Below are 26307 nucleotides of genomic sequence, written 5' to 3'. Positions count from 1 at the left end.
CCTCAATCCACTGCGCGCGGAAAAAGCCCGCGCGGCTTGAGCAGCATCACGGCCAGGAAGGCGATGTGGCCGGCCAGGATCTGCCATTCCGGATTCAGCGCGGCGCCAAACGTCTGCGCCACGCCGATGATGATCCCGCCGGCAAGCGTTCCCCACAGGCTGCCGAGGCCGCCGATGATCACCGCCTCGAAGGCATAGATCAGCCGCGCCGGCCCGATCGAGGGGTCGAAGTTCGCGCGCATGCCGAGATAGAGCGCCGCCAGCGTCACCACGACCATTGCGATCCCGGTGGCGATCGCGAAAATCCGCTTCGGCTCTATCCCCATCAGCCCCGCCGTCACGGCGTCGTCCGAGGTGGCGCGGAAGGCACGGCCGAGGGCGGTGTGGTAGAAGAGCCCGTTCAGGGCAATGATCATCACGATCGCCGACGCAAAGGTCATCAATGGCATGATCCCCACCGTGACCAGCCCGAGATCGAGCGATGCCCCCTCCAACGCGCCCACCGGGATGCGGCGGCTGTCGGCGGAAAAGAGCTCGAGCAGCCCGTTCTGCAGGGCAACCGACAGGCCGAACGTGACGAGAAGCGGCGGCAGGATGTCCTTGCCCAGCACGCGGTTCAGTATGACTGTCTGTAGCAGCCAGCCGAGCGCGAACATCACCGGCATGGCGATCAGGGCAGCGATCCATGGCGACAGGCCGAGCAGCGTGACGCCCATCAACACCAGATAGGCGGCAAGAATGATGAGGTCGCCATGGGCGAGGTTCACCAGCCGCATGATGCCGAAGACGAGGCTCAACCCCGCTGCGAACAAGGCATAGAGCCCGCCCAGCAGAATCCCCTGCACGAGGGTGTCCAGCCAGATCATCGCCGCGCCACCTCGATCACGCCATAAGAGCACTGCGCGAGCAAATGACGGAGCCTCGGTTGCCGCGTCATGCCGCCACTCCGAAATAGGCGGAATGGGTGTCTTCGCGCGTGACCTCGGCCGCCCTGGCGGCCAGCGTGACGCGGCCCTCCATCATGCAGTAGACGCGATCGGCCACCGCCAGCGCCTTGCCGATATCCTGCTCCACCAGCACGATCGCGGCGCCTCCTTCGCGGATCTTGGGAAGGGCTGCGTAGATATCGCGGATGACGACCGGCGCCAGGCCTAGGCTGATCTCGTCGCAGAGCAGTAATTCGGGGTTCGACATCAGCGCCCGGCCGATCGCCACCATCTGCTGCTGGCCGCCCGAGAGCGCTGTGCCGGGGCTCTTGCGCCGCTCGCGCAGGATCGGAAAAAGGTCATAGACGGCGTCGAGGCTCCACGGCCCCGGCACCTTGCGCGCCTGCCCGCCGACCAGCAGATTTTCCTCGACGGTCAGCGAGGGGAACAGCCGGCGTCCTTCCGGCACCATGGCGATGCCGCGCTTCATGATCTCGGCCGAAGACAGCGCGCCGATCGGCTCGCCCCGGTGCAGCACCATGCCGGGCTCATTGCCGATCACGCCCGTGATCGAGCGCATCAGCGTGGATTTTCCGGCGCCGTTGGCGCCGATGATCGCCACGCATTCGCCCACCGCGACAGTGATATCCACACCGAACAGCGCCCGGAACTGGCCGTAATTCGCGGTGAGGCCGCGCGTTTCCAGCATCAGACCTCGAGCCCCAGATAGATTTCGCGAACCGCCTTCGAGGCCATGATCTCATCAGGCGCACCGATCCCGATCACACGCCCGAAATCCAGCACGAGAAGCCGCTCTACCACCGAATTCAGGGCGTGCAGCACATGCTCGATCCAGATGATTGTCGTGCCCCTGGCATGGATCGCCTTGATCGTCGCGACCAGGGCCTTGCATTCGCCCTCCGTCAGACCGCCGGCGATCTCGTCCAGAAGCAGAAGCTCAGGGCCTGTCGCCAGGGCGCGGGCGAGTTCGAGGCGCTTGCGGTCGAGAAGGCTCAGCGAGCCGGCCACGAAATTGGCCTTCCTGAGAAGCTCCGTCTCCTCGAGGATACCAGCGCAATCGTCGACCATCTCGGCCTCGCGTCCGCCGCGGCCGAAGGCGGCAGCGGTCAAGAGATTTTCGAACACGGTCAGCCCCTCGAAAGGCTGCGGAATCTGGAAGCTGCGGCCAACGCCCATGCGCGCCCGCTCCATCGCCGGAGCACGGGTCACGTCGCGGCCGAGCAATTCGATGCGACCCTCATTTGCAAACAGATTGCCGGTGATCAGGTTGAAGAGCGTCGATTTTCCGGCGCCGTTCGGGCCGATAATGCCCAGCGCTTCGCCGCGCGGCACGCTGACGGTCACGGAATCCGCAACCTTCAAGGCGCCGAAGGACTTCGAAACGTTTTCCAGCCTGAGTATCATCACTGTCATCCTTGGGTCGCGCCGAACGAGGGCGGCGGTATCAGCCGCCCTCGGCAGCGTCAGGCCAGGGCTTCCATCTTGCCGGCGGTGGGTATCTGGGAGGCGCCGGCGTTTTCGACGATCACCAGATCGAAGCCGCCACTGGCCTTCTTGCGCCACTGCCCGCCAACGAGCGGCGTCTTGCAGACGTTCTTCGCGGCGAAAGGTGGCAATCCCGCACCGCTCCAGGCCACCTTGCCCACTACCGTCGTCATGTCGGTGGCCGCTATCGCCGCCGCGATCGCCTCGGCATTGGTTGGATCCGACACGCGGCCCATGACATTGGCCGCCACCTCGAACAGCGAATGGACAAAACCGATCGGCTGGGTCCAGGGACGGCCGGTCTTGGCGGTGAAATCCGCAGCGAGTTCGGCCGAACTCTCGCCCGTCAGCGACGATTTGAACGGATGCGAGGCCGACCACCAGACCTCGGACGAGAGGTTGTGGCCGGCGTCGCCGAGCGTCTCGACCGATTGCGGGAAAAGGATCGCCTTGGCCACCGTCACCGCCTTGGGCTTGAAGCCCTGCTGGCGGGCCTGGTTCCAGAAGGTGGTGAAGTCGGGCGGAATGACCACCCCGGTAACGATCTCGGCATTGGCGGCTTTGAAGGCGTTGACCTGCGCGGTGAAATCGTCCGAAAGGTTCTGATAGCGGCCAGGATCGGCAAGGCTGAAGCCGGCGGCGTCGAGGCCGGGCTTCAACCCATTCTTCGGGTCGCCCCAGGCATTGCCGTCGGCATCGTTGGGGAACAGCCCGCCCACCTTGCCGTTGGTGGAAAGCTGCTTCCACATGCCGGTGTAGACGGCGATGATGTCTTCGAGACCCCAGAAATAATGATAGGCGAAGTTGAAAGGCTTCCACGAGGCCGGATCGGCCGGACTGCCCTGCTGGCCGATGAACCAGGGCTGCCACGGCGCCATCGTCGAGATGACCGGCACGCCCTCCGCCTCGCAGGTGGTGGCCACTGGGTTGGTGTTCTCGGGCGTCGAGCCGACGAGCATCAGGTTGATCTCGTCATCGACGATCAGGCTCTTCGCCACCTCGGCCGCGCGATTGGGGTTCGACTGGCTGTCCTTGACGATGACCTCGAAGTTCTTGCCTGCCTCGGAAGCGAGGAAGGCCTTGATGTTGTAGGCATCGCTCTCCGCGAAGCCGGCAAGCGGCCCGGTCTGCGGCGAAACATAGCCCAGGCGGATCTTGGCGCCTTGCGCGATGGCCGGCGTCGCCAGGCGCGAACCGGCCAGCGCCAGGCCTGTCGCCGCCGAGGCTTTCAGTAGGCTACGTCTTGTGATCATGTGTAGTTCCTCCCTCTTGTTTTATTCTCAAGCCCCCGGACGGCGTCCCTCCCACGCCGCCTGAAGGAGTTCCCTTATCGATCCTGGATCGATTGGCCTCGGATTCGCATAGGCATTCTTGACCGCGATCGCCGCCGCGCGGTCGAGATCGGCCTCCTCGATGCCGATCGCCTTCAGGCTCAGCGGGGAGCCGACCGACTGTGCGAAATCCCAGAGCCCGCCGCCCGCCGAGCCACCACCGAATGCCCCAGTGATCGGACGCAACAGATCAGGCACCGCCGTTTCGTTGAAGGCGGTCGTGTACGGCAGCAGGATGGCGTGGGTCTCGGCATGCGGCGCATCGAACGAGCCGCCGAAGACATGCGCCAGCTTGTGATGCAGCGCCATCGAGACATAGCCGAGCGCGGTCGAGCAGCACCAGGCCGCATAGAGCGCCTGCGTCCGCGCCGCGCGATCCTGCGGGTCGCGGATCAGCCTTGGAATGCCGTCCTTGAAGGCAATCATGGCATCCCTGCACATGAGCACGATCACCGGGTTGCGATCGGGGGCATACAAGGCCTCCATCGCATGAGCGATCGCGTTCATCGCCGAGGTGACGGTGAGACTTACCGGCAGGCTCAGTGTCAGATCGACGTCGTAGATCACCGTCTCGGGGCGAATGTCCGGCGAGCGGCGGGTAGTCTTCTCGCCGGCCGCCGTCTCGCCGAGGATGTCGGTCATTTCCGAGCCGGCATAGGTGGTGGGAATGACCACCTGGTCGGCGCCCGTGCGCACGGCAATGGCCTTGCCGAGCCCGGTGGTCGAGCCGCCGCCGAGGCTGACGACCGCCGAAGCGCCGCTGCCGCGGAAGGCACCGACGGCCTTTTCCGTGACCTCGACAGGGGTATGCATGACCGCGCCGGCAAAGATCCCGGCGGCGAGGCCACCAAGGCTTACGGCCAGTCTTTCCGCATCGCCCATCTGATGCGGTGTCGAAAGCACCATCACCTTGTCATGGCCGAGCCGCCGGACTTCCTCTTCGACGCGAGCTATGGTGCCGGCACCGAAGACCACCCGTGTCGTCAGGCCCGGAAAGGTGAAGCTGTCCATCATCGCGCCGCCTCCATGCGCGGGCCGCGCCCGGCCGCGAGGTCGTCGAGGATCGTGCCCAGCATGACGATCTCGGCGTCCGAGACCTCATGGCCCCGTCCCGGGAAGAGATCGGCCCGCAGGCTCGCGCCAATGCGGCCCAGCGACTGCGCGGCATCGGCAAACGCCGAGACTGGTATCCAGGGATCGGCATCGCCGCCGGAAAGATAGATCGGCATTCCGGCCGGCGCGGCCTCGGATCTTTCGTCCGCCGGAACGCCGACACGGCAGCCCGTGAAGGCCGCCAAAGCATCCGGCGGCGGCAGCCCCGCGCAGAGGTATTCGATCGACAGACACGCCCCTTGCGAGAAGCCCGCGAGAAGAAGCGGCAGTCCGGGCAGTTCGGCCCGCGCCGCGACCATTGCGGCCGCAAGGTGGTCGAGCGCGTCGGAAAGCTGCGCCCGGGCGACCGGCGTCAACGGGTCGACGGCACGCGCCTCCCACCACATGCCGTGTGGTGCACGCGGCAGGATAAAGGCCACGGCGGTTGCGGAAAGCCGCGACAGCACATGGGACTGCATCTCTTCGGGCGATTGGCCACGGCCGTGGACGAAGACGCAGATCGCCTTCGCCTCCGGGCCTCTTGGCCCAAGCCGGAGCGGACCGCTGCCTGAACTCACGTGAAGTCCGCCTCTTCCAGGCCGACCTGCAATTCGCTCTCACGATCTTTGAACCACGGCGGGAAGACCAGCGTCTTGCCGATCTGGCCCGGAGGCTCGTCCTTGGCCCAGCCTTCCGGCGTGGTCCAGGCAATTTCGAACAGCGCGCCGCCGGGCGAGCGGACATAGCAGGACTTGAAGTAGTTGCGGTCCTTCTGCTCCGATATATCCGTGAAGCCGAGACCCTCGATATGAGCGCGCAGTTTCAGCTGGTTCTCTTCGTCGCCGGTGTTGAGGGCGAGGTGGTGGATCGTACCGCCCGCCAGCGTCCAGGTGCCCTGCGGGCTGTCGCGGTCGACAATGACCTCCACGCGCTGAGCGACGCCGGTCGCGTCGGGCACGCGGAACACCAGTCCCTCATGGTCGTCAGCCTCTTTCTCCAGCGGCAACGCGATGGTCAGGAAGTCGTCCATCGCAGTGCGGTCCATCACCGCCACCACGGCGCCGTATATTCCCTTGATGCCGTGCGCCTTGCCGATGCCCTGCGCCTCGTTGGTGATCGGCGCGCGCGTATCCCTGTCGCTTTCCACCAGCTCGTGCGGAATGCCGCAGGGATGTGCGAAAGCCGCACGGTCGGCGCCAAAACGAGTGATCTTGATGGCCTCGATGCCGCGCGCGTTCAACCGGTCGACCCAGAAATCCGCGGCCCCCTTGGGAATCGACTGCATGATGGTGCGCGACTGGTTGGACCCGCGGCGGCCATAGACGCCTGGCTTGCGGAACGGGAAGGTGGTGATGATCGTCGAGGCATCGCCGTTGGGCGAGCCGTAATAGAGGTGATAGACAGGGATGACGCCGTCGAACAAGACGGTGCGCTTCACCGAATGCAGGCCCAGTGCCTTGGTATAGAAATCAAAATCTTCCTGAGCGCTGTCGGTCGAGAGCGTCAAATGGTGGTAGCCGCTGACACGTGCCATCGGTCATCTCCTCCCAGAGGTTTCGGTTTCGCCCCGCCGCTGTGGACAGAGCACGAGGTTGAGGTCGAGCGCGTGCTTCCGTTTTCCTCCGTTGGGCGGCAGCGCGCGGAACTCGGCCATGAGTTCGGGTTTGACCCCGAAGATGGCATCCCGGCCGATCGCAGGGTCCGACCGGTCGAAGATGTGGGTCGTCAGCGTCTCGAAGCCCTCCGCCGAGACGCGAAAATGGATATGGGCCGGCCGCTCGAGGCCAAGGCCAAGCGCCGACATCAATTGACCGACCGGTCCGTCCGATGGCAGCGTGTAGCCCTTCGGCTTCACCGTCACGAAGACGAAGCGTCCCTGCGGATCGGTGCGGAACCGTCCACGCAAATTGAATTCCGGCTGCCTGTCGGGTTCCTGGTTCTCGTAGAGACCCTCGGCATTGGCCTGCCAGATCTCGACCATCGCATCGCCGATCGCATCGCCGTCGAGCGCGACGATCCGGCCCGCAACCTCCAGCGGCTCGCCCTTGTGATCGCGCGAGATGTTCGCGCCGAGCGGCATCACCGGCACGTCGGCCCGGTAGAAGGGGCCGGCCAGGGTGTTTGGGGTCGCCCCAACAGGGCGCGGGCTGTTCTGATCCTCGATCAGCGACGACACGCCCAGGACGTCGGCGAACAGCACCCATTCCTGGCGCCGCGCATCGGCGTAGTGGCCAACCTCGGTCAGAAAATCGATCGCCTGACGGAACTCCTCGCCCGAGGGTCGCAGCTCGACGATCAGCGCGTGCAAACCGTCGACGGCTGCCTGCGCCGCCGCCGCCAGGCGGGACTGGCCCATTGCCGTCAGGCGCCGTGAGAATTCCTCGGCCTGCGTCGAGATCGCCTTGGGGAATTCATCTCGCTTCGGGTCGTGCTGGCCGTGCATTCCGCCGGGGCCTCCCTTCCCCTTGCCAAGCGGGATAGCACGGCCCGACGCGATGCTTGATGAGATGTGGCGTCCCTTGTATAGCGTTTTGCTATGAAGCTGAACGAGCGCCACCTCATGCAGCTCGCCGCGGTGCTGGATGCCGGCGGCGTGTCGGAAGGAGCCGCTATGCTGGGCCTGACCCAGCCGGCGGTCAGTCGATCGCTGGCCATGCTGGAGGCGCGGGTGGGCGAGCCGCTTTTCCTCAAGGGTCGCCGGCCGCTGCAGGCGACACCGCTCGGCTTCCAGTTGGCGGCGCAGGGCCGCACGATCATCACCGCGTCGCGCAAGGCGTCGGATGCGGTCCAGGGCTTCATGAAAGGCACGAAGGGCGTCGTCCGTGTCGGCGGCGTGCCCTTCTTCATGGATGCGATGATCAGCCGGATGATCGGAGAATTCCAGAAGCTCGAACCCGAGGTCACCGTTCAGCAAAGCTATATGAACCTGCCCGAGATGGTCGCGGCGCTGGAGAGCAACCAGATCGATCTCGGGATCGTGCCGATCGGCGTGCTCGACCTGGGACCCGGCTTCGAATTCACCGAAATCCTGCCCGGACGCAACGTCGTGGCTTGCCGGCCCGACCATCCCCTGCTGCGAAATCGCCGCCTCAGGGCGCATGACCTGACCAGCTTTCCCTGGGTAGCCCCCCTACCCGGCTCTCCGCTGATGTCGGACCTGCAGATGATCCTGATGAGCATCGGCATGTCGGACCTCAACGTCCGCTATTCGGGAGGCTCGCTGATGAGCGTGATCAACTTCCTTGCCGAAACCGATGCGCTGGCGGTGCTGCCATTCTCCGTGGTCTTCGCGCAGCGCAAGGAAAACCGGGTGACGGTGCTGCCCTATGAAATTCCGCAGCCCAGCCGCTCACTCGGCATCCTGCGCCGGGTCAGCGGACCGCGCTCGCCGGCGGCAGAGCGCTTCGCCGGCCACGTCACGACCGCCTTCGAGAATCTGAAGCACATCATCAAACGGCACGAGAATGCCGTCGTCTGGGGGCGGTAATCCAGCCGACATGGCACCCCTTACAGTTCCAAGAGCCAGGAGCGGACGTTTGGAGCAGCGAGACGATCGGGCGTCCATTGGCCAGTCTCGTTTTTCCCGAACGGGATCCCGATTTGAGGAGCTGAAGGGCACGCCGGTGAGCGCCAGGATCAGCGAAGCTGGTTCATGGCGCCTATTCAGCATCGCCAGCAATGAAGTGCGGCTCTCCCACCCCATTCCGTGCAGGAATGGAACTCCCGTGCCTGTATTCGGTTGGGTACAAAGCCGGCGTCCCACACGCGCAGACAAGGGTGCGCTGAGGTGACAGATGCTCGACGACGAAGAGACCGAAGGTTTGTAAGTGCGAATATCGATCTTGGTTGAGCCTCCTATCACCGGTTTGCCTTCACCTCACGGCGAGGGTAACTCCGCGCGACCAGATCAGCTAATGTCCTCCAAGACCCCGGGCGTCATCTACGACATCAAGGGTCTGTTCCCCAGGCATGTTACGGATGGGCGCTTCTGATGAGGGTTCTGGTCACCGGCGCGGCCGGCTTCATAGGGTATCACGTAGCCAAGCGGCTGCTGGAGCGCGGCGACGAGGTCGTCGGCATCGACAACGTCAACGACTACTACGATCCGCAGATCAAGGAGGCGAGGCTGCGGCTGCTGGACGAGGCGAGCCGCAAGACCAATGCCGGCTATCATTTCATCCGCGGCAATCTCGCCGACAAGAGCGTGGTCGACGCCTGCTTTGCCGACCATGCATTCGACCGGGTGATCCATCTCGCCGCCCAGGCCGGGGTTCGCTACAGCCTGGAAAACCCGCATGCCTATGTCGAAAGCAACATCATCGCCTACACCAACATGCTGGAGGCCTGCCGCAACAGCGCCGTCGCGCACCTGACCTATGCCAGCACGTCGAGCGTCTACGGCGCCAACACCGACATGCCGTTTTCCGAACATCGTCCGGCCGACCATCCGCTGCAGTTCTACGCCGCGACCAAGCGCGCCAACGAGCTGATGGCGCACAGCTACAGCCATCTGTTCCGATTGCCGACGACCGGGCTTCGCTTCTTCACGGTGTATGGTCCCTGGGGTCGCCCGGACATGGCGCTGTTCCTGTTCACCAGGAACATCCTGGCCGGCGAGCCGATCAAGCTGTTCAACAACGGCAATCACACGCGCGACTTCACCTATGTCGATGACATCGCCGAAGGCGTGATCCGCGCCAGCGACAGCCCGGCCACGGGCAATGCCGCCTGGGACTCCAGCCGTCCCGATCCGGCCACAAGCAGCGCCCCCTGGCGCATCTTCAACATCGGCAACAACAACCCGGTGAAGCTGACCGCCTATGTCGAGGCGCTGGAAAACGCGCTGGGCCGCAAAGCCATCGTCGAACTCTTGCCGCTGCAGCCCGGCGACGTGCCCGATACCTTCGCCGACACCTCGGCGCTGGAGCAGGCGGTCGGCTACCGCCCGACGACGACAGTGACCGAAGGGGTGGGGCGGTTCGTCGAGTGGTACCAGGCATATTTTGGACGGGGATAGAAAAGTCTTTGCAAGATCACGGCTGGCAAACTCGCCTCAGGCCACCGTCCAGTGATGCTCGATGGCTGCGCAAGCTCCTGCCAGCACGACGCCCACGGGGATTGGCCGCCCCCGCAATTCGCACCACAGCAACATTGATCTTTGATGGGTAATGTTGCGGTTCCGCTCGCCCGCCATCCGCCATTCGCGTTCGTTCATTTCATTGGGCAAAAAACTACCGACAGCGGACAAACTGCCTCGCTATTCGAATGATGCGGTAGCGGCACATAACGCGCATGTTTCCTCCAGCCGGAGGCGCTTCATCCCCGCGCCGCCGGTTAGGCTCGACGGCCGCCCGCCCCCAAAAAGCCGTCGGGCCGCCAGAAATCCCGATATCCTACTCGCCTCGCCTCCTCGCCATCACTGCGTAAACGCCTTGGACATCTGATCCGCAAAGGGTTTCAACAGATAAGACCAGACATTGCGTTCATCGGTGCGGATATGAACCTCGGCGGGCATACCTGGCCTCAGCACCTTCGCTTCGGTCAGGCAATTCGATTTGCTTTCGACCTTGATCCGCGCCGAGAAATAGGAAAGCTGACGTTGCGGATCTTTAATCAGATCTGCCGAGATGTGTTTCACTGACCCTTGGCAGACCGGAGTGGTTCCCACGTCGAACGCCGGAAAACGGATCGATACCGGCTGCCCTGGCCGGACGTCGTCGACCCGCGACGGAGGGATCAGCGCGTCCACCACAAGATCGTCGGCATCAGGCACGATGGTCATGAGCATCTCGCCAGGCGCGATAACGCCGCCGACGGTATGGACAGCCGATTCCTGTATTGTTCCGGACTGCGGCGCGCGGATCGTTGTCTTGGTCAATTCATCCTGGGCCACAATCCTCCGTTCGTTGAGTTCGGTCTGCTTGGCTTCCGTCTCGCGGAGTTCGGTCGTCACGTCAGTGCGCCTTTGGTCATCCAGCTGCAGCATCTGCAACCCCGTTTCGCTAATGCGCGCCTGCGCTTCAGCTACTGCGGCAGCGAGGCGCCCCGATTCTCCCCTGGCCCGGGTGGCATCCAGCCTGATGTTGCTCACCCTCTCCTTGGAGACGAGTTTTTTGGCGTAGAGGGAATCAACGTCGGCGAAATCCTTATTCAGCAGAGCAACCGATTCATCCACCGCGCTCTGTTGCGCTTTGAGGCCGTCGATCTGACGTTCAAGTTGCTGGGATTGGCTTCTCAACTGTGCCTTCTGTCCAGCCAAAGCCGAAGCGCGCGTTTCAAAGAGCGCGCGCTCGCCATTGACGAGCGCAGCCAGCTCCGGCTGGTTCATTCGCGCCTTCAGGCCGACCGGCAGTTGCATTTCCGCTAGGCCCGTTCGCTCAGCCTCCAGCCGAGCGAGCCGGACGGTCGCGCGATCGAGATCCTCACTGATGATTTGCAGGTTCGCGCGAGTCAGCGTGTCATCCAGTCTGACCAGCACGTCGCCGGCTCGTACATGATCTCCGTCCTGCGCGAAGATCCCGCCCACTGTGCCTCCGGTTTGATGCTGGACCTTCTTGACGTTGGTTTCCACCACCACGGTGGCCGGTGCAACCACAGCGCCGGCGATGTTGGTCAACCCCAGCCACAGGCCGCCGCCAAGGACCAGCAGACCTGTAATCACCAAACCGAATATCAGGTTGGCCCGTATACCGTCCGACAGATCTGGCGCGCTCACGGCAGCCCGTTTGCTGCCACGAAGGGTCCGAGCATACGATGAGAAAGCGACGAATGTTTCGAGCAGAGCTTCATGCATGTCCGGCAACACCCGGTATCGGCGCCAAAGAAGATGGCCGAGGTGAAACAGGCGGTGAAGGTCGGAGCACGTTCGCCAAGACCTGCTCGCGCGAGCCAAAGGCATGAACCGTCCCATTCGACATAACCAGCACCTGATCGATATTCGCGAGTGCCGAAGGACGATGCGCAACGACAATGACGATGCCCCCGCGCTGACGCACTGTCCGTATGGCGCCGGCCAGGGCAGCGTCTCCGTCCACGTCGAGGTTCGAGTTCGGTTCGTCGAGCACGACAAGAAACGGCTCGCCATAAAGTGCTCGGGCGAGACCCACGAGTTGCCTCTGCCCTGCCGACAGGGCCGCTCCGCCCTCGCCTATGCGGGTCTGAAATCCCTGAGGGAATTGCATTATCATTTTCTCGACGCCGGCTGCTCTTGCCGCCGCAAGGACGCCTTTTGGATCCGTCTTGCCTCGGAACCTCGAAATGTTGTCTGCTACCGTGCCGTCAAACAACTCCACATCCTGCGGCATGTAGCCGATATGGGCGCCGAGCTGTTCCGAGTTCCATTGATCGAGAGAGGCGCCGTCCAATCTCACCGAGCCATGGAGCGGCTTCCACACTCCGACCAACGAACGCACCAAAGTTGTCTTGCCGGAACCGCTTGGGCCGATTACGGCCATCCCAGCGCCTCTCGACAGATGGAAGCTCACATTCACCACGGTTGGCTTTGGCAAGCCGGGCGGCGCAATGGTCAATTGCTCGACCGCAAACCGCGCCTGCGGCCGAGGCAACTCCATTGGCTCGTCCTGGCGGCCGAATGCCGCCATGACCGCTGCCAGCTCGGAATAGCTGCGCCGGGCCGACAGAAAGCCTCTCCAGTTTGCGATCGCAGCATCCACCGGGGCCAAGGCGCGGCCAAGCAAAATGGAAGATGCGATGATCACCCCAGGTGAAGCCTCGCCGCCGATCACCAGGTAAGCGCCGAGACCGAGAACACAGGACTGCAACGCCATCCGCAGGGCCTTCGACAGCGAACTGGCGCCACCAACGACGTCAGAGAGACGTTCCTGCTGGGCGAGATAGGCTCGGCTGACGTCGCTCCAGCGTCGAGCCAGTCGACCAGACAGCCCCATTGCGTGAACGACTTCGGCGTTGCGCCGGCCGGAATCGGCAAGCGCCCGCTGCGACAGCAGCTCCTCCGAGGCACGCGCGGCGGGGCCTCGGCTAAACACTTCCGCGATCGCTGTTAAGAGGACCACAGCGATCGCGCCGACCGTCGCCAGCAGGCCGAGCGAAGGATGGAGCAAATAAATGATCAGCAGATAAAAGGGGATCCACGGGGCGTCGAAGATGACCGTCGGTCCCGTTCCGGAGAGAAAGCCGCGCAGTCGGTCAAGATCGTGCAAAGGCTGCAGACGGTCCGCATCACGCCCTGCCTTGAGCGGCAGGGACAGGGAGATGGAGAACACCTTTTGCTGCAAATTCCTATAGAGACGGCTGCCGATGCGGACCAACACGCGAAGCCGCACGAAATCCAGAAGCCCATGGACCGCATACAGACCCAGCATGCCGATCGTGAACCCCACCAGGGTGGGAACGCTCTGCGACGGCAGAACGCGATCGTAAATCTGCAACATATAGACCGAACCGGTCAGAGCGAGAATGTTTATCACTGCCGAGAACAGCGCCACGCCAAGCAGCCCAGGCATGCAGGCGAGAATGGCGGAACGTAGCTCGGGAGAACCAGCCCCCGATGTTTTCATGACCAGCGGTCGTTCGCGCGACACTGCCGCGCCGTTACTTCCGTAAGTTGTGATGGCTCAAACCTTTCTTGATGCGCATAGCAGCCGCTATCCGTCGCCCCCCTTATTACGCTCTGCTTACATACGTCGACTTTGAGGAAAATGCAGCGGATTCGTGGCATGAACCGGCGAAACGCGGCCGCCGACGTCTCCCTGTCTGGGGATAACTTCACGAAAAATGACGATTTTCGCTAAAGGAACTGGTCAGAACGGAGCCGGCAAAAGAGGCGTATGTCCTTGCTCCCAAACACTTTCAAAGGTGCCACAGTCGGCTGAGCAAAATACCTGCTACTGAGCAACAACTTAGATCAATCAAACATTCTATCTCGCTGTGTTTCGTATTTGATTTCATCCTAATGTAGCAATCACCTAAGCAGACGCGGGGCATAAATCGAATCAACCAAAGGATCATTGGATGACACTCCATTATGCGTCCGGTGGATCAGCCACCGAAGTCGCAACCGCCGGGTTCAACCTGGTCGATGTTCAATATCTCTCGCAGGTCAATGCTTTGCCGGACGGCATGAAAGGCCTCGTCTATCTCGGCGCGCATGACGGCGTCACCTCCTCCTTCATTGAAAAAGTTACACCATTTCTGAACAACCCGAAGGTGTTCGGATTTTTCCTGATGGACGAGCCAGATCCCACCGGCCGGTGGGGCACATATGCAACTGCCGAAAACCTGAAAGCGGAATCGGATTGGATCCATTCCCATTTTCCGGGCGCCAAGACCTTCGTCACCATGATGAATATGGGGTCTCCTACAAATCCGGATTTTTCCAACACCTATAATCCGGCCAATACAGGCATCGACTATTACGGGTTGGACCCGTACCCGGTGCGCGATGACGTGAGCACGGTCGACTACAACATGATCGACAGGGCCGTGGGCGCGGCAGTGAAGTCCGGCATCCCGATCGACAAGATCATTCCGGTCTACCAGACTTTTGGCGGTGGCAACTGGACGACCGACACGGGCGGGAAGCATCAGATGCCAACGACGGAACAGATGCAAACGATGATAGATCATTGGGCAGCACTGGTTCCGTCGCCTGCCTTCGATTATGCCTATGCCTGGGGCTCGCAGAACGGAGACACAGCTCTGGAGAATTCGCCGGCACTGCAGGCCTTCTTCCAGCAGCACAACCTCCAAAGCACCGGTGGCTCTGCCGCCCCTCCAGCAAGCGATCCGATCGATACCCCGACCACGCCGCCAAGCGACGCCGGCGCCCCTGCTCCCGCCGCGCCGGCCTCGTCGGACAGCGATCATATATTCCATGGCACGCGCGGCGCAGACGTTTTTCACGCGACCACGGGCAATGACAAATATCTCGTCAACAATGCCCATGACAAGGTGATGGAAGCGCCAAGCGGCGGGGTCGACAAGGTCGTGGCCTCGGTGAGTTACGCTCTTACGGCGGGCTCACATATCGAGCAGCTCTCCACCGCCAGTTCGGGTGGCAGGGCGTCCATCAACCTGACCGGCAACGAATTCGGTCAAGCCATCTATGGGAATGGCGGCGCCAACAAGATCAATGGTGGCGGTGGCGCCGACAAGATGACCGGCTATGGCGGCAATGACACCTATTACGTCGACAATGCCCACGACAAGGTGGTGGAGCAGAGAGGAAGCGGCGCCGATAAGGTTCTTGCCTCGGTGAGCTTCGCTCTTTCGGCTGGCTCGCATATCGAGCAACTCGCAACCACCAAGGCATCCAGCAAGGCCGCCATCAATCTGACCGGCAACGAATTCGGACAGACCATTCAAGGCAATGCCGGTAGCAACAAGATCGACGGCGGCGGCGGAGCCGATACGTTGAGCGGGCGTGGGGGCAGAGATGCCTTCGTGTTCAGTACCGCCCTTGGTGCTGGAAACGTCGACAAGATCACTGATTTCAACAAAGCCCAGGACAAAATCCACCTCGATCATTCCATCTTTGCCGGTCTCGATCAGGGGGGCCTCTCGTCGGACGCTTTCTTTGCCGGCAAAGCCGCGCATGACAGTTCCGATCACATTATCTACAACAGTTCGACGGGAGCTCTTTCTTTCGACAGCGACGGCGTCGGAGGCGCAAACCAGATCCATTTCGCGAGCCTCTCTCCGCATCTGTCGATTACCGCATCGTCTTTTCTGGTCACCTGAACCAGCCCAGCGAAGAAACGCTTTAAGAAGTCGGCGAGGCCCTTGGACCTCGCCGACAGATGTTCCGGATGTGTGGACCAACAGCTGACGTGCGGGTTCCGTCCTGAAGACCGGGCGACGCAGGCCGAGGGCCGGCTTGACGGCCCAGCGCAACCACGCGTCAAAAACTTTTTGCCATCAGCGAGCCGCGGAGCTCAGGCACCACGCCGCCGCAATTGGACACTCGAAAACCTTGGACAACCAAGGTGATGCAGACCAGCCACTCGTACCGGCTCAGGCGAACACCGCGCTCATCCCGCAAGACACGAGTCACATGAACGCTCCGGCAATCGCGAGGGAATCTCGCCTCGCTGGTCGCTACCCTTCCAAACATCACGGGTGTCATTCAAACGGACGAGGACAGGCACCTGGTGTCCCCCTAGCGTGCACTCGGGCGGCATGCGCTCAGAGGTGATGAAACCGGGCCATGGCAGCATGAGAGCCAATCGGCCATGTGCGCTTGGGAGAGGCAGATGAACCCGCACCTGGTCTGCGTAGGAGGCGAGGATCACGCCTTGAGAGTTCCCTTCCTCATCGCGCTGCGAGAGAAAGGCTTTCGCGTTACGGCGGTCTCGAGCGGTTCTCCCGTACCGTTTTTACGGCATGACATTTCGCATCACAGGTTCTCCTTCGACCGCTTTGCAAGCGGAGGCGGGGAATGGCGCACCCTCGGAACGATGCGCCGCTTGATGCAGGAGCTTCAGCCTGACATCATCCAGAGCTTCGACACCAAGCCAAATCTGTTAACGCCCCTTTCGGTACGGGGAACTGTTCCGGTCATTCGCACCATCAACGGACTGGGGTGGACGTTCTCATCGCTGGAGCCTCGAGCCCTGGCGTTGCGTCCGGTCTATTGCGCACTACAATGGCTTGCGTCTTCCTGGACGGCTGCGACCGTATTCCAAAATAGCGACGACCAACTGTTCTTCGAGCGCTTTCGGCTGATCGGTCGCGGAAGTTCGCGACTGATACGCAGTTCCGGAATCGATGTCGACGCGTTCGCAACGGTGCGCCATCTCGGGTCCTCAGCAACGAAGATGCGAAAGGACCTCGGCCTTCAGTCCGCCGAAGTGGTGATCTTCGTCGGCCGTTTGACGCGCCAGAAAGGCGTGGCGACCCTTCTCAATGCGATCCCTCGCATCCTGTCCGCAAGGCCCGCGGCACGGTTTGTGCTCGTCGGCCCACGAGAATCCGAAGGCTCATTCGCAATCGACAAGTCGGAGCTTGATCGGCATGCACCTCATGTGCTGGCCTTGGGTCCACGACGCGATGTCGCCGATCTCCTTGGCATGGCCGATGTATTCGCCTTTCCCACTCAGTATCGCGAGGGGGTTCCGCGTGTATTGCTCGAGGCGGGGCTGGCGGGACTGCCCATCGTGGCCTCAAGGATGCCAGGCTGCAGCGACGTCGTCGAAGACGGATGGAACGGCTACCTGGTTGCGCCGCATGATGCCGAAGCCCTCGCCTCGCGAACAATAGACTTGCTGTCCGACCGCGCGGCGGCCAAGGCGATGGGCGCCCGTTCTGTTGAACTTGTCCGGAGGCGATTTGCCCTGCCACTGGTGGTCGACCAGTACTGCGACCTTTACGACAACACACTCCGCGCGGGGCACATGCGACCGCTCCCTGCCGTTGGGCTTGGAGGCGGCCTCGCAAATCACCGAGGCGGGGCACATCAATGATCCGGGACGCCTTGCTCGCCCTGGGGGTTGCTATGTCCTATGCGACGCAACTAGGCGTTCCGGGATTGCCGCTCGGCTACGGCGAATTGTTCATCGCGATCTGGATCGTGCTGGCGATTGGACGAATACTCGCTGGCGGTCGTCTCCAGCTCACACCCGCTTTTGTCCAACTGGCGAGCTTCTGGCTGCTCCTGTCGCTCGCTTTGGGGATCGGCACGATCGTCGGTTACCTGACCACCGTTCTTTATCTGACCGGGTTTGTACATGACATTATGGCATATGTGTTGCTGGCAAGCTTTACGTGCCTGGCCGCGGCGGAGCCGGACGCCGATCGGCATCTGCGCCGCAGCGCATGGTACGTGGTCGCGTTTGCCAATGGAGCCTTTGTGATACAGCTTGGCTTGGCTTATGGTGCGATCCACCAATCCGGCGTCGATCCCTGGTATTGGGACCGGTTCCGCGGCTGGTCAGAGAACCCGAACCAACTCGCGCTCTATTGCGCGCTCTTTGGCCCGCTGGCTTTGCATCTTGCCACGACCACGCGCAACCCATGGGCTCGTTTGCTAGCATTCTCATGCCTGCTCCTGACGTTCTATGTCGGCCGACTGACGAAGAGCGACACCTATCTCTATACCAGCATCCTGAGCTGCCTCATCTTCATCGGATTGCGGCTTCGTGCATGGATAGCAACGAGCGGCCGCGCCAGCATGCCCCGCCTGGCGGCAATTATGCTGTTGGCAGGCTCCTTCCCTCTAGCGCTTGCAATGACGCCGTACGCGCTCACCGAAGAGACCAGCGTCGCCAATTTTGCGAAGAGCCTTACCAAAGACGAAGGCGGGGAAGCGACCGTCGAAACGTTCGAACTCCGGCTTTATCTGTGGCAGGAGGCTGTGGAAAAAGGATTGAAATCCGGGTCCCTGGGACTGGGCCCTGGCCCCCACCTCGAGCGGCCTCCCGTGGCCGACCGTCAATTTCTACAGCGACCTTTCGAGGCGCATAACACCGTTCTCGACCTTTACCTGCAGGGCGGATTGCTTGCCGTGATGGCGTTGGTCTGGATCGTGGGCGCCGCCATGTCCTCCGCCTGGCGAGCGGGATTCGACGCCCTGCTGGTGCTCGGGGGATCGACGATAATCTTCAGCATGCCTCACCTGATCATCCGCCACCCGATCGTGTGGTTTTCGCTGGCTTTCTGCCTCGTTGCCGGAAATCCGACCGCACTTCGGCGGCAGCTTGCTGAACCGAGGGTGGCCTAATGTGTGGGATCGCGGGAATTCTATTGGCTTCGGACGCTCTGGACATAAAGCCGCTTGGAGCGATCGGGCGGATGACTGCATCGCTGCGTCACCGGGGGCCGGATGGCGAGGGGCTCTGGATCGACCGCGAAGCTGGAATCGCACTGGGCCACAGGCGGTTGGCAATTGTCGACCTGTCAGCCGCCGGGCACCAGCCGATGCATTCCGCCAGCGGTCGGTACGTGATCACCTTCAACGGTGAGATATACAATTTTCGCGATTTGCGTAGCGAACTCGAGTGTGCGGGCCAAACCTTTCAAGGTGCTAGCGACACCGAAGTGATGCTCTGCGCAATCGAGCATTGGGGGCTTGAGGCCGCCCTCAATCGCTTTGCCGGTATGTTCGTCTTCGCATTGTGGGATCTCAAGACAAGAACCCTGCATCTGGCCCGCGACAGAATGGGCAAAAAGCCCCTCTATGTCGCATCGACCCGAGATGCGCTGGTTTTCGCGTCTGAGCTGAAGGCGATCAATTGCTTTCCGGGCTTTTCTCCTGACCTTGATCTTGATGCCGCCGCGGCAATGCTTTCGACGGGATGGGTGCCGGACCATCGCTGTATCTGGCGAAGCGTGTTCAAACTGCCGCCTGGTTCTGTCCTTTCCGTCACGGCGGCGAATTTTGCCGAAGACCGCAGCGCGGACCGTCTTTCCCGATGCGTTCACCGCTGGTGGTCGCTGGCTGCCGTCGCTGCCGATGGGCGACGGAATCCCGCCATCGGCACCGACGAAGATCTGGTTGACGAACTGGACAACCGGCTTCGGCTGGCTGTGCGGGAACGTATGATCGCCGACGTGCCTCTGGGCGGCTTCCTGTCGGGCGGGATCGACAGCTCAGCCGTGATCGCCTTGATGCAGGCCCAATCCTGCAAGCCGGTTCGCAGCTTCACGATCTCGTTCGGAGAGGGCGGCTTTGATGAAGCTCCATACGCAGCGGCCGTTGCCCGTCATCTGGGTACCGACCACTCCGAACTTCACCTCTCGCCAAGCGCCGCACGTGACGTCATTCCCGAGTTGCCCCAGGTCTGGGATGAACCCTTCGCCGATGAATCACAAATACCGACCTTGCTCGTTGCCAGGCTCGCTCGTCAGCACGTCACCGTAGCGCTGTCGGGCGACGGTGGTGACGAATGCTTCGCAGGATACGGCCGCCACTTTATGGCGGAGCGGCTGAAACGGCACCTGCGCCTGCCCCGACAACTGCGCCGAACCTTGGCGGCAGGGGCAGGGTTTTTCGCACGCGCCGGACGTGACGATGCCGTTGGCAAACTGCCGCTCTCTGCGAGCGCGAGGCATTTTATCCGGAGCGACCGAATGGAACGCCTCGCCCGGCTGCTCACGGCATCGAACGAAGACGAATTGTTTCAGCGGCTGGCGCGGCCACAAGCTGAAAACCTTGGATATCAGCGGCCGACCGAACCAACCCACGGCTACGGCGGTCCGCCGCTTGACGACCTGCTCTCCCGTCTTCTGTACGATGACATGGCGGGCTACTTGCCTGGCGATATCTTGGTGAAGCTGGACCGTGCCACCATGGCCAACAGCCTTGAGGGTCGGTGTCCTCTGCTTGACCACCGCGTTGTCGAATTCTCCTGGCGGCTGCCATCCAACATGAAAGTTCGTGATGGCGCCGGCAAATGGATCCTTCGCCAATTGCTACGCCGCTATCTCCCGCAGCACCTGATCGAGCGTCCGAAACAAGGCTTCGATGTCCCTATCGCTGCATGGCTGCGGGGTCCGCTGCGCAACTGGGCCACCGATCTTCTCGCCGACATGCGAACCGAAAGCAGTGACGTATTGGACACCGCGAAGATCGACGCCTGCTGGCGCGATCACATTGATGGCCATAACCGCTCGCGCGAATTGTGGTCCGCGTTGATGTTCCAGGCCTGGCGGAGCAAGGCCAATCGGCAAGCACAGCAAACCGGCCCAACTCATGAACGCGACCTGGCAGGAGTGTAAGATGGTAGGTTCCGCAATCAGCCCGATCCAGCTGCCACGGGTCAATCAACTACCAGCACCGGTTCTCGAAGGCAGAGTGCCCGTGCGGTCATTGCGTGAGTATGTCGAGCCGCCCACCGCGTCGCGCCAACTCTTCGTGATTCTGGCAAGGAGAAAATGGTCTATTGTTGCCTTCGCTGTGTTGGGCGGCTTGTTGGCGGGGTTGCTGGGAAGCCTTCGACCAGTTCTCTACGAGTCAACAACCCAGCTTATCGTCGACGCCCCCTCGCGCGGTTCACTGCCCGTCGGCGCCCCGTCTTCGCAGGACCTCGTTGATTCAAGCATAGATGACCACATCACGATGTTATCGTCGCAAGATCACCTGCGCCGCGTCATGGCGGCACTGCGCAAGACAGGTGCGGCGGAAACCGGACAGGACAATTCCGCGAGCAGGAATTCCCGGCTTGAACCGTCTGCCACCCCTCCCCCAAGGACACGCTCACTTGCCGGCGGTCTACTGGACTGGCTGTGGCCAGGGGCGGACCAGGTAGCCAACGGTCCACAAGCCGAGGATGCCTCCGAGTTGAGAGCTTTGCGGCGAGGCATGCGGGTCGGGCAGGAGCTGCGATCGAGAGTAATCTCCGTCGCTTTTGCCGATGACAGCCCCGCGCGGGCGGCGCTCGTGGCCAACACATTCGCTCAGGTTTATGTCGACTCCCTAGCGAAGAAAAGGCAGGCATCCGACCAGCAAGAGCTCGATGCGATCACCGCCAGTTTGCCCGGGCTGCAAAATGATCTGCAGGCAGCGGCAGACCGCCTTGAGAAATATCGGCTGAGCCACGGAGCCATCGACCAAGGCTCGGCGGACAATGCAGCCAGGGAACGGGCCGACCTCAGCCAGCAATTGTCGATGTCAAAGGCGGACCTCGCCGCTGTGGAATCTCGGCTTCGATACGTCCAGGGGCTTCGAGAGCATGGGGCCTCTCTCACCGCCTTGGCCGAAGCTATTGGCGCGCCTGAACTTGCCGACCTTGCGGCTCGACAGGCTCTCGCGCCGGCAGACCAGGAACTCAGAGCCACGACGCAAAGCAAGATCGAACAAGGCGTCGACAAGATTGCTGCCGATGCAAACATTTTCCGTGCACAGATCGCCGCTCTTGAAAGCCGAAAGAACATCCTGGATGCGGTCATGGCCGACACCGCCAGCCGGCTTTCCGGTTTGCGGGCTCTCGAGCCGCAGGTCAGCCTGCTGACCCAGCGATATAACGAACTCCTTGGTCGACAACAGGATTTGACGCGGCGTATCGGAGTTCCCTCAGCTGGAATTTCCATCCTGTCCGCTGCTTGGCCGCCGACTATCCCGCAGACCTTGCCAGCCATCTTCCTTGTTCCCCCTGGGATGATCCTATTCGCCATTCTGGGGGCGATGTACGTCACGATGCGCAATCATTTCGACCGGACTTTCCGTGGCGAGGCCGAGGCAGAAGCGGTGCTCAAGGTTCCCTGTGTGGGGCAGATTCCCGAAGCAGGCGGAATGCATGCCAAACAACTGCGAAACCTCGTGCTGGGGGAGCGCAGGTCCGCATATAGCCGCGCCGTGACGTCGTTGCTGATTGCGGCGGCACCAAATGCGCTAAGGGCTCGTTCGTCGTACACGGCGCTTGTCACCTCCAGCGTGCCGCAGGATGGCGGGACCGAGCTCGCGTGGAGCCTGGCGCTCGCCGGCACGCGACTGGGCGGTCGAGTTCTGTTGGTCGATCTTGAACGCAAGGGCGTTCAGCTCACGCTCGAGTTCCTGCACCAGTTCAGCGAACGCAAGAACCGCCATTCCTTCGCTGACTATGTTTGCAATCGCTGCGACCTGGAAGGTGCCGTTGCCAGGCTGCATGAAATCGGGATCGACGTAATGACCGCCGCTCCGTCGGACGACCTGCTGGCGCTGCTATCATGCGAGGACGGAGGCAAAGTGATGGCGGATCTGCACGCGACCTATCGCATCGTGATCATAAACCTGCCGTCGGCGCTGGGGCAGCCGGAAGCCAAATTTCTGCCAGGATGGGCGGACGTGGTTCTTTTCGCCATCCGGTGGAGGAAAACGCCACGCACCCTCGCTCGCGGGGTGCTGGAACTCCTTCAGGGCAACGGTTCTCTTGCGATACCTGTTGGCAGTGTCCTCACGCGAGTGAATCTGAAAAAACATGCCGGATATCGGCTCGAGGACAGCGCTGACCTCTTGCGCGAGCAAATAGCATGACGGCCACAGGCTCGTCCTTGGGCTACGGACGATCCTGGGGCGGTTCATCCAGGGAGCGGCCAGGACGATTCACGGTGCAGCCTGTCAGCAGAGCGCGTCATTCAGGTGAATGATGGCAAGGTCCGGTGTGCATCGTAGGCTGCGGCAATCCCCGATATTTGCCTCCCTCGGAAGCGCGAACCGATGGCACCAAGCGACCTTCTGAGACCCAAGACGGTTCCTGCGGCAGGCACAGCCATCATCGTTGTTCGGCCGAGCCCGATCGGCTCGATCATTCGTGCAGCAAGCGGAGTGTCGGCAATGGCGATTGTCGGCCAGCTCACCCTTCTTGCCGCAATCCCGGTTTTGGCGCGGCTCTATTCGCCGGCCGATTTCGGCATCTTTACGATTTATCTGTCGATCGTGAACATACTCGCCGGGGTCGCGGCATTGCGCTTCGAGGCTTCGCTCTATGGGGTCAAGGGGAACGCGCAGGCCTATGTGACGGTCAAGCTTATTCTCTTGGCTGTGTTCGTGACGACCGTCCTGGCCTTTTCGGCCGGACAGATGCTGTCGAACCTTGCTCCCAATCGCCTCGGCTCGCTCGCCTGGCTCATTCCGATTGGAATGGGAGGCGCAGGTCTGGTCGAAGCCATGAACTGCTGGAGTCTGCGTGCCGGGCTTTTGCGCGATTTTGCTCTCGGGCGCCTGATCCTGCCGGCAAGCATGGCTGCACTGCAATTGGCTTTCGGCATCGCCGAACTCGGCGGTGAAGCGATGATCCATGCCCATATTTTAAGCCAGTTCGTCTTCATCGGGGTGATCGGCTATCGGGTGATGAGTTGGGAGGATTTGCGTGGCATCGCCTGGGCACCTTGGCGTGCGGTATTGGAAAAGGCTCGGCGGGAATACAAATTTCCTCTGTTCGATATTCCCGCAACGCTCGCGAGCATAGCAATCAACAATCTTCCAGCAGTCCTTGTCGGCGGGCTGTTCGGCACCGCATTTGCCGGATATTTGGGCGTGGCCGCGCGGCTGGTCACCGGTCCGGTGACGCTGATCGCCACACCGCTCAGCAATGTTTTTGTCGCCGAAGCAAACCGGAACAGCAATCGTGGACACCTGCTTGGTGTGGCGCGCGGGCTTCTCCTGCTGGCCGCCGCCTTTACCGCGGTGCCGATCTTGCTGCTCGGCCTCGCCGCGCCCTATGTGGTCGTTCCGCTTCTGGGCGAGCCTTGGATGCCCACTGCGGAAATCATGACCGCACTGGCGCTGATGGGCGCGGCACAGGCGTTGTCGACTCCGCTCAGCGACGTTCCCGCTCTGTTACGGCGGCAAGGAACAAGACTGGTCATCGACCTCGCACGGGCGGTTCTCGTGTTTGGCCCGCTGCTCGCCGGCGCCCAGGCGGGCTGGCAGCCAGTCACCGTCATCTATTTCATGGCCGCCGGCGGCGCGTCGGGTTTCGCTCTGAAAATGGCAGCATCACTGTATCTGTTGACCCACGACCCTCAACCAGCAGGCGCTGCAACGTGCATCCAACATGAATGTCTCGAGGAAAAAACACCATGAATTCGTCGTCGGTTGACAACCTTCAAGCGGCAGTTGCGGTCACCCAGCATGACCGGGCCGATCTCTCGTGGTCACGCCCTTTTATCTCGGTCGGGATACCAACCTTTCGTCGACCGGATACGATCCGCAGGGCGATCGACAGCGTCTTGGGCCAGGATTACTCCGATTGGGAGTTGGTCGTGAGCGACGACGAGGGGCCGGAGGGCGAGACCTGGGCTATCGTGACCGACTACGCACGGAGCGAACCTCGCATCCGCATCATCGAAAACAGTCGAGGTCGCGGTCAGGTGGAGAACACCAACAACGCTATGCTGGCTTGCTCCGGACGATGGATCAAGTTGCTACATGACGATGACTGGCTTGCGCCAGGTGCACTCAGGACATTCGCCGAAATTGCCAAACAGTACCCCTCAGTCGCCTTCATGACGTCAGCCGCAAACATAATCGAGGACAAGCGAGTGCGATTTCGCCAAGTCCCCAAGCAGCAGGAACCGATCTCGCTTTATTCCAGCCAGCAGTGCCTGATGGACCTCTATCTGGTGCGCGCGACACGCTGCCTGGGGATTATTCCATCCACATTGTTGATCAACAGCGACGTCATTCGTGCCGGCTGCTTGATGCGCACGCACAAAGAGATTCCGGCCGGAGTGGATCAACTGTTCTTCGTGGATCTAGCCAGCCATGGGGACATGGTGGCGATAAGCGATCCGCTTACCTTTTACGATGCAACGAACCATCCAAGCATTACAACGTCAAAGAGTTTCCGCGAGGTCGACGAAGTGACCCTCGCCGTCAAACAGCTTAACTGGAATCTCATCAAGGACCGCAACCATCTCCCGCCTCCCGAGACATTGCTGCGGGCATTGCGGGTTGCTCGTATTCCCATGAGGTTCCACCAGCAGTCCTGGTTGACCACGTTCCTGGACGGGATTCAGATCTTCCGGCCTTCCGTCATGAAGGTGGCGGGCTGGCACGTGCTTAACCACGTGTTTGCAATCCGCCCAAGATTGGGCCGGGTGCGCACACGACGGCGGTAGGGTGAGGCTGGCGGACAAGCACGCCGGCAACAGATTGCGCGCGCACAAGCCTGTTGCGCGCGCGCATGGTACGGCCGTTACCTCACGGCAAGACGCATATGCGCCCAAGAAGAGCTACCAGTTCCGCCTGGCGCCGTGTTTCGGTCTTGGCGAAGAGCGACGCCAGCTGTGACCTTATCGTGGTCCGGCTCAAGCGCCGCTTGCGGGCTATCTCCAAAGGGGCATCGCCCTGCGCCAAGCGCAGCGCGAGTTGCGTTTCGGCACTCGTCAGACCAAACATTCTTTGCAGCGTCTGGGGATTTGGCCCGGACCTGTTTTCACGATCCAGCAGCGCCACGATACTCGTCGCGTCAGGCGTTGCTATGCCCTTCTCGTTCAAAATCAAGGGCCTGTCGCCCATACCGCGGATCACCACCCATGAAAGCGTGCCAGGAAGAAAATTCCCCGGCACGTTTGCGATCAGCCGCCTCAGAGCAACCGACACCTTGCCGGCCGTATCAGCTGCCTCGCCCTCGCGCTCCAAGGTGTTTTGAGCGGCTGAATTCCACTCCATGACCTTCCTGTCGCTGTTCAGGATCAGATAGCCACACCCGATGCGATCAAGCATTCTCACAACAGATGCAAGGCTGCTCTGCTTTGGCTCGACAGCCACGCCGTCGAACCTTTGTGGTGCTTGGTGCCAGGCGGAACTATGGCCACCCTGCGTTCTCAAGGCCGAGACGGGCTTTCCCCCGAAACTTCCATATTGGCGACCAAGAATTCCATCATGCTGCCTACCAACCAGTGCCATTTTCTTACCTCCCGCAAAACGGCAACGCCTCCCTGTCAGGAGGTGCCTTAAACATGTCAGTCAGGTCGCTTGGAGAGTTGCGGTCCGATCCGCCCCCGACAACGGACAAAATGCGCGCTACAATCCCGGGGAACAATCCTGCGGTCGG

The 26307-nt window shown here is 61.8% G+C and carries 20 protein-coding genes; 9 read left to right on the top strand and 11 right to left on the bottom strand.

The genetic code is table 11. The features are described from left to right. Positions 1-2: 2 nt before the first annotated feature. The 8 genes from NKJ00_RS01360 to NKJ00_RS01325 form a co-directional block, all read right to left on the bottom strand. Positions 3-866 carry a branched-chain amino acid ABC transporter permease gene (locus NKJ00_RS01360; RefSeq protein WP_352556025.1) on the bottom strand — a complete coding sequence of 288 codons (864 nt, stop codon included), beginning with the start codon at positions 864-866 and terminating at the stop codon, positions 3-5. Positions 867-933: 67 nt separating this feature from the next. Continuing rightward, the gene (locus tag NKJ00_RS01355) at positions 934-1635 is read right to left on the bottom strand and encodes an ABC transporter ATP-binding protein (RefSeq protein ID WP_352628452.1); all 702 of its coding nucleotides are present in this window, start codon (positions 1633-1635) and stop codon (positions 934-936) included. After that, entirely contained in the window at positions 1635-2351 is a 717-nt protein-coding gene (locus tag NKJ00_RS01350) for an ABC transporter ATP-binding protein (protein ID WP_352556029.1), read from the bottom strand. The genes NKJ00_RS01355 and NKJ00_RS01350 overlap by 1 nt, the downstream gene beginning before the upstream one ends. Before the next feature lie 59 nt (positions 2352-2410). Beyond that, the gene (locus tag NKJ00_RS01345; RefSeq protein ID WP_352628450.1) at positions 2411-3685 is read right to left on the bottom strand and encodes an ABC transporter substrate-binding protein; all 1275 of its coding nucleotides are present in this window, start codon (positions 3683-3685) and stop codon (positions 2411-2413) included. A 27-nt stretch (positions 3686-3712) separates the two neighbouring features. Then, the gene (locus NKJ00_RS01340; RefSeq protein WP_502895790.1) at positions 3713-4777 is read right to left on the bottom strand and encodes a maleylacetate reductase; all 1065 of its coding nucleotides are present in this window, start codon (positions 4775-4777) and stop codon (positions 3713-3715) included. After that, entirely contained in the window at positions 4774-5433 is a 660-nt protein-coding gene (locus NKJ00_RS01335) for an alpha/beta hydrolase (RefSeq protein WP_023808934.1), read from the bottom strand. Before NKJ00_RS01335 ends, NKJ00_RS01340 begins: the two co-directional genes overlap by 4 nt. Continuing rightward, positions 5430-6389: a VOC family protein gene (locus NKJ00_RS01330; RefSeq protein ID WP_023808935.1), complete on the bottom strand. Its 960-nt coding sequence runs from the start codon at positions 6387-6389 to the stop codon at positions 5430-5432. The genes NKJ00_RS01335 and NKJ00_RS01330 overlap by 4 nt, the downstream gene beginning before the upstream one ends. Before the next feature lie 3 nt (positions 6390-6392). After that, a complete protein-coding gene (locus NKJ00_RS01325) occupies positions 6393-7298 on the bottom strand; it encodes a dioxygenase family protein (protein ID WP_023808936.1) in 906 nt (301 codons plus the stop codon). A 93-nt stretch (positions 7299-7391) separates the two neighbouring features. On the opposite strand from NKJ00_RS01325, the gene NKJ00_RS01320 reads away from it, so the two are divergent. Continuing rightward, on the top strand, positions 7392-8342 hold the full coding sequence (locus NKJ00_RS01320) for a LysR family transcriptional regulator (protein WP_023808937.1): 951 nt from the start codon (positions 7392-7394) through the stop codon (positions 8340-8342). Between the two features lie 504 nt (positions 8343-8846). After that, a complete protein-coding gene (locus tag NKJ00_RS01315; protein WP_352628448.1) occupies positions 8847-9872 on the top strand; it encodes an NAD-dependent epimerase in 1026 nt (341 codons plus the stop codon). Positions 9873-10271: 399 nt separating this feature from the next. Here the strand turns inward: NKJ00_RS01315 and NKJ00_RS01310 are convergent, their stop codons facing one another. After that, positions 10272-11648: an HlyD family type I secretion periplasmic adaptor subunit gene (locus NKJ00_RS01310; RefSeq protein WP_023808938.1), complete on the bottom strand. Its 1377-nt coding sequence runs from the start codon at positions 11646-11648 to the stop codon at positions 10272-10274. Beyond that, positions 11641-13392: a type I secretion system permease/ATPase gene (locus NKJ00_RS01305; protein WP_031212338.1), complete on the bottom strand. Its 1752-nt coding sequence runs from the start codon at positions 13390-13392 to the stop codon at positions 11641-11643. The genes NKJ00_RS01310 and NKJ00_RS01305 overlap by 8 nt, the downstream gene beginning before the upstream one ends. 562 nt (positions 13393-13954) lie before the next feature. Between NKJ00_RS01305 and NKJ00_RS01300 the strand changes: the two genes are divergently transcribed. From NKJ00_RS01300 to NKJ00_RS01270, 7 genes are all read left to right on the top strand, one after another. Further along, a complete protein-coding gene (locus tag NKJ00_RS01300) occupies positions 13955-15574 on the top strand; it encodes a calcium-binding protein (protein WP_352628446.1) in 1620 nt (539 codons plus the stop codon). Positions 15575-16086: 512 nt separating this feature from the next. Continuing rightward, entirely contained in the window at positions 16087-17295 is a 1209-nt protein-coding gene (locus NKJ00_RS01295; RefSeq protein WP_023808941.1) for a glycosyltransferase family 4 protein, read from the top strand. Continuing rightward, positions 17292-18551 carry an O-antigen ligase family protein gene (locus NKJ00_RS01290; RefSeq protein ID WP_352440666.1) on the top strand — a complete coding sequence of 420 codons (1260 nt, stop codon included), beginning with the start codon at positions 17292-17294 and terminating at the stop codon, positions 18549-18551. The genes NKJ00_RS01295 and NKJ00_RS01290 overlap by 4 nt, the downstream gene beginning before the upstream one ends. Then, positions 18551-20548 carry an asparagine synthase (glutamine-hydrolyzing) gene (asnB, locus tag NKJ00_RS01285; RefSeq protein ID WP_352440667.1) on the top strand — a complete coding sequence of 666 codons (1998 nt, stop codon included), beginning with the start codon at positions 18551-18553 and terminating at the stop codon, positions 20546-20548. Before NKJ00_RS01290 ends, asnB begins: the two co-directional genes overlap by 1 nt. 1 nt (position 20549) lies before the next feature. Further along, positions 20550-22781, top strand: coding sequence for a GumC family protein (locus tag NKJ00_RS01280; protein ID WP_023808944.1), 2232 nt, complete (start codon positions 20550-20552; stop codon positions 22779-22781). 300 nt (positions 22782-23081) lie between these two features. Further along, the gene (locus NKJ00_RS01275) at positions 23082-24332 is read left to right on the top strand and encodes an oligosaccharide flippase family protein (RefSeq protein ID WP_245486033.1); all 1251 of its coding nucleotides are present in this window, start codon (positions 23082-23084) and stop codon (positions 24330-24332) included. Further along, the gene (locus tag NKJ00_RS01270; protein WP_023808946.1) at positions 24329-25369 is read left to right on the top strand and encodes a glycosyltransferase family 2 protein; all 1041 of its coding nucleotides are present in this window, start codon (positions 24329-24331) and stop codon (positions 25367-25369) included. The genes NKJ00_RS01275 and NKJ00_RS01270 overlap by 4 nt, the downstream gene beginning before the upstream one ends. 82 nt (positions 25370-25451) lie before the next feature. Here NKJ00_RS01270 and NKJ00_RS01265 read toward each other — a convergent pair whose 3' ends face one another. Next, positions 25452-26159, bottom strand: coding sequence for a helix-turn-helix transcriptional regulator (locus NKJ00_RS01265; protein ID WP_031212340.1), 708 nt, complete (start codon positions 26157-26159; stop codon positions 25452-25454). Positions 26160-26307: the final 148 nt, after the last annotated feature.

The sequence above is a fragment of the Mesorhizobium sp. M0227 genome (assembly GCF_040321855.1).
Classification (GTDB): domain Bacteria; phylum Pseudomonadota; class Alphaproteobacteria; order Rhizobiales; family Rhizobiaceae; genus Mesorhizobium.
The sequence above is the reverse complement of the archived record's forward strand: the minus strand, read 5'-3'. Positions and strand labels throughout refer to the sequence as shown.

Bases quoted from the DNA above. Each gene is read 5' to 3' on its own strand.
- NKJ00_RS01360 (WP_352556025.1), bottom strand. From the start codon at position 866: ATGATCTGGCTGGACACCCTCGTGCAGGGGATTCTGCTGGGCGGGCTC.
- NKJ00_RS01355 (WP_352628452.1), bottom strand. From the start codon at position 1,635: ATGCTGGAAACGCGCGGCCTCACCGCGAATTACGGCCAGTTCCGGGCG.
- NKJ00_RS01350 (WP_352556029.1), bottom strand. From the start codon at position 2,351: ATGATACTCAGGCTGGAAAACGTTTCGAAGTCCTTCGGCGCCTTGAAG.
- NKJ00_RS01345 (WP_352628450.1), bottom strand. From the start codon at position 3,685: ATGATCACAAGACGTAGCCTACTGAAAGCCTCGGCGGCGACAGGCCTG.
- NKJ00_RS01340 (WP_502895790.1), bottom strand. From the start codon at position 4,777: ATGATGGACAGCTTCACCTTTCCGGGCCTGACGACACGGGTGGTCTTC.
- NKJ00_RS01330 (WP_023808935.1), bottom strand. From the start codon at position 6,389: ATGGCACGTGTCAGCGGCTACCACCATTTGACGCTCTCGACCGACAGC.
- NKJ00_RS01325 (WP_023808936.1), bottom strand. From the start codon at position 7,298: ATGCACGGCCAGCACGACCCGAAGCGAGATGAATTCCCCAAGGCGATC.
- NKJ00_RS01320 (WP_023808937.1), top strand. From the start codon at position 7,392: ATGAAGCTGAACGAGCGCCACCTCATGCAGCTCGCCGCGGTGCTGGAT.
- NKJ00_RS01315 (WP_352628448.1), top strand. From the start codon at position 8,847: ATGAGGGTTCTGGTCACCGGCGCGGCCGGCTTCATAGGGTATCACGTA.
- NKJ00_RS01310 (WP_023808938.1), bottom strand. From the start codon at position 11,648: ATGCATGAAGCTCTGCTCGAAACATTCGTCGCTTTCTCATCGTATGCT.
- NKJ00_RS01305 (WP_031212338.1), bottom strand. From the start codon at position 13,392: ATGAAAACATCGGGGGCTGGTTCTCCCGAGCTACGTTCCGCCATTCTC.
- NKJ00_RS01300 (WP_352628446.1), top strand. From the start codon at position 13,955: ATGAAAGGCCTCGTCTATCTCGGCGCGCATGACGGCGTCACCTCCTCC.
- NKJ00_RS01295 (WP_023808941.1), top strand. From the start codon at position 16,087: ATGAACCCGCACCTGGTCTGCGTAGGAGGCGAGGATCACGCCTTGAGA.
- NKJ00_RS01290 (WP_352440666.1), top strand. From the start codon at position 17,292: ATGATCCGGGACGCCTTGCTCGCCCTGGGGGTTGCTATGTCCTATGCG.
- asnB (WP_352440667.1), top strand. From the start codon at position 18,551: ATGTGTGGGATCGCGGGAATTCTATTGGCTTCGGACGCTCTGGACATA.
- NKJ00_RS01280 (WP_023808944.1), top strand. From the start codon at position 20,550: ATGGTAGGTTCCGCAATCAGCCCGATCCAGCTGCCACGGGTCAATCAA.
- NKJ00_RS01275 (WP_245486033.1), top strand. From the start codon at position 23,082: ATGGCGATTGTCGGCCAGCTCACCCTTCTTGCCGCAATCCCGGTTTTG.
- NKJ00_RS01270 (WP_023808946.1), top strand. From the start codon at position 24,329: ATGAATTCGTCGTCGGTTGACAACCTTCAAGCGGCAGTTGCGGTCACC.
- NKJ00_RS01265 (WP_031212340.1), bottom strand. From the start codon at position 26,159: ATGGCACTGGTTGGTAGGCAGCATGATGGAATTCTTGGTCGCCAATAT.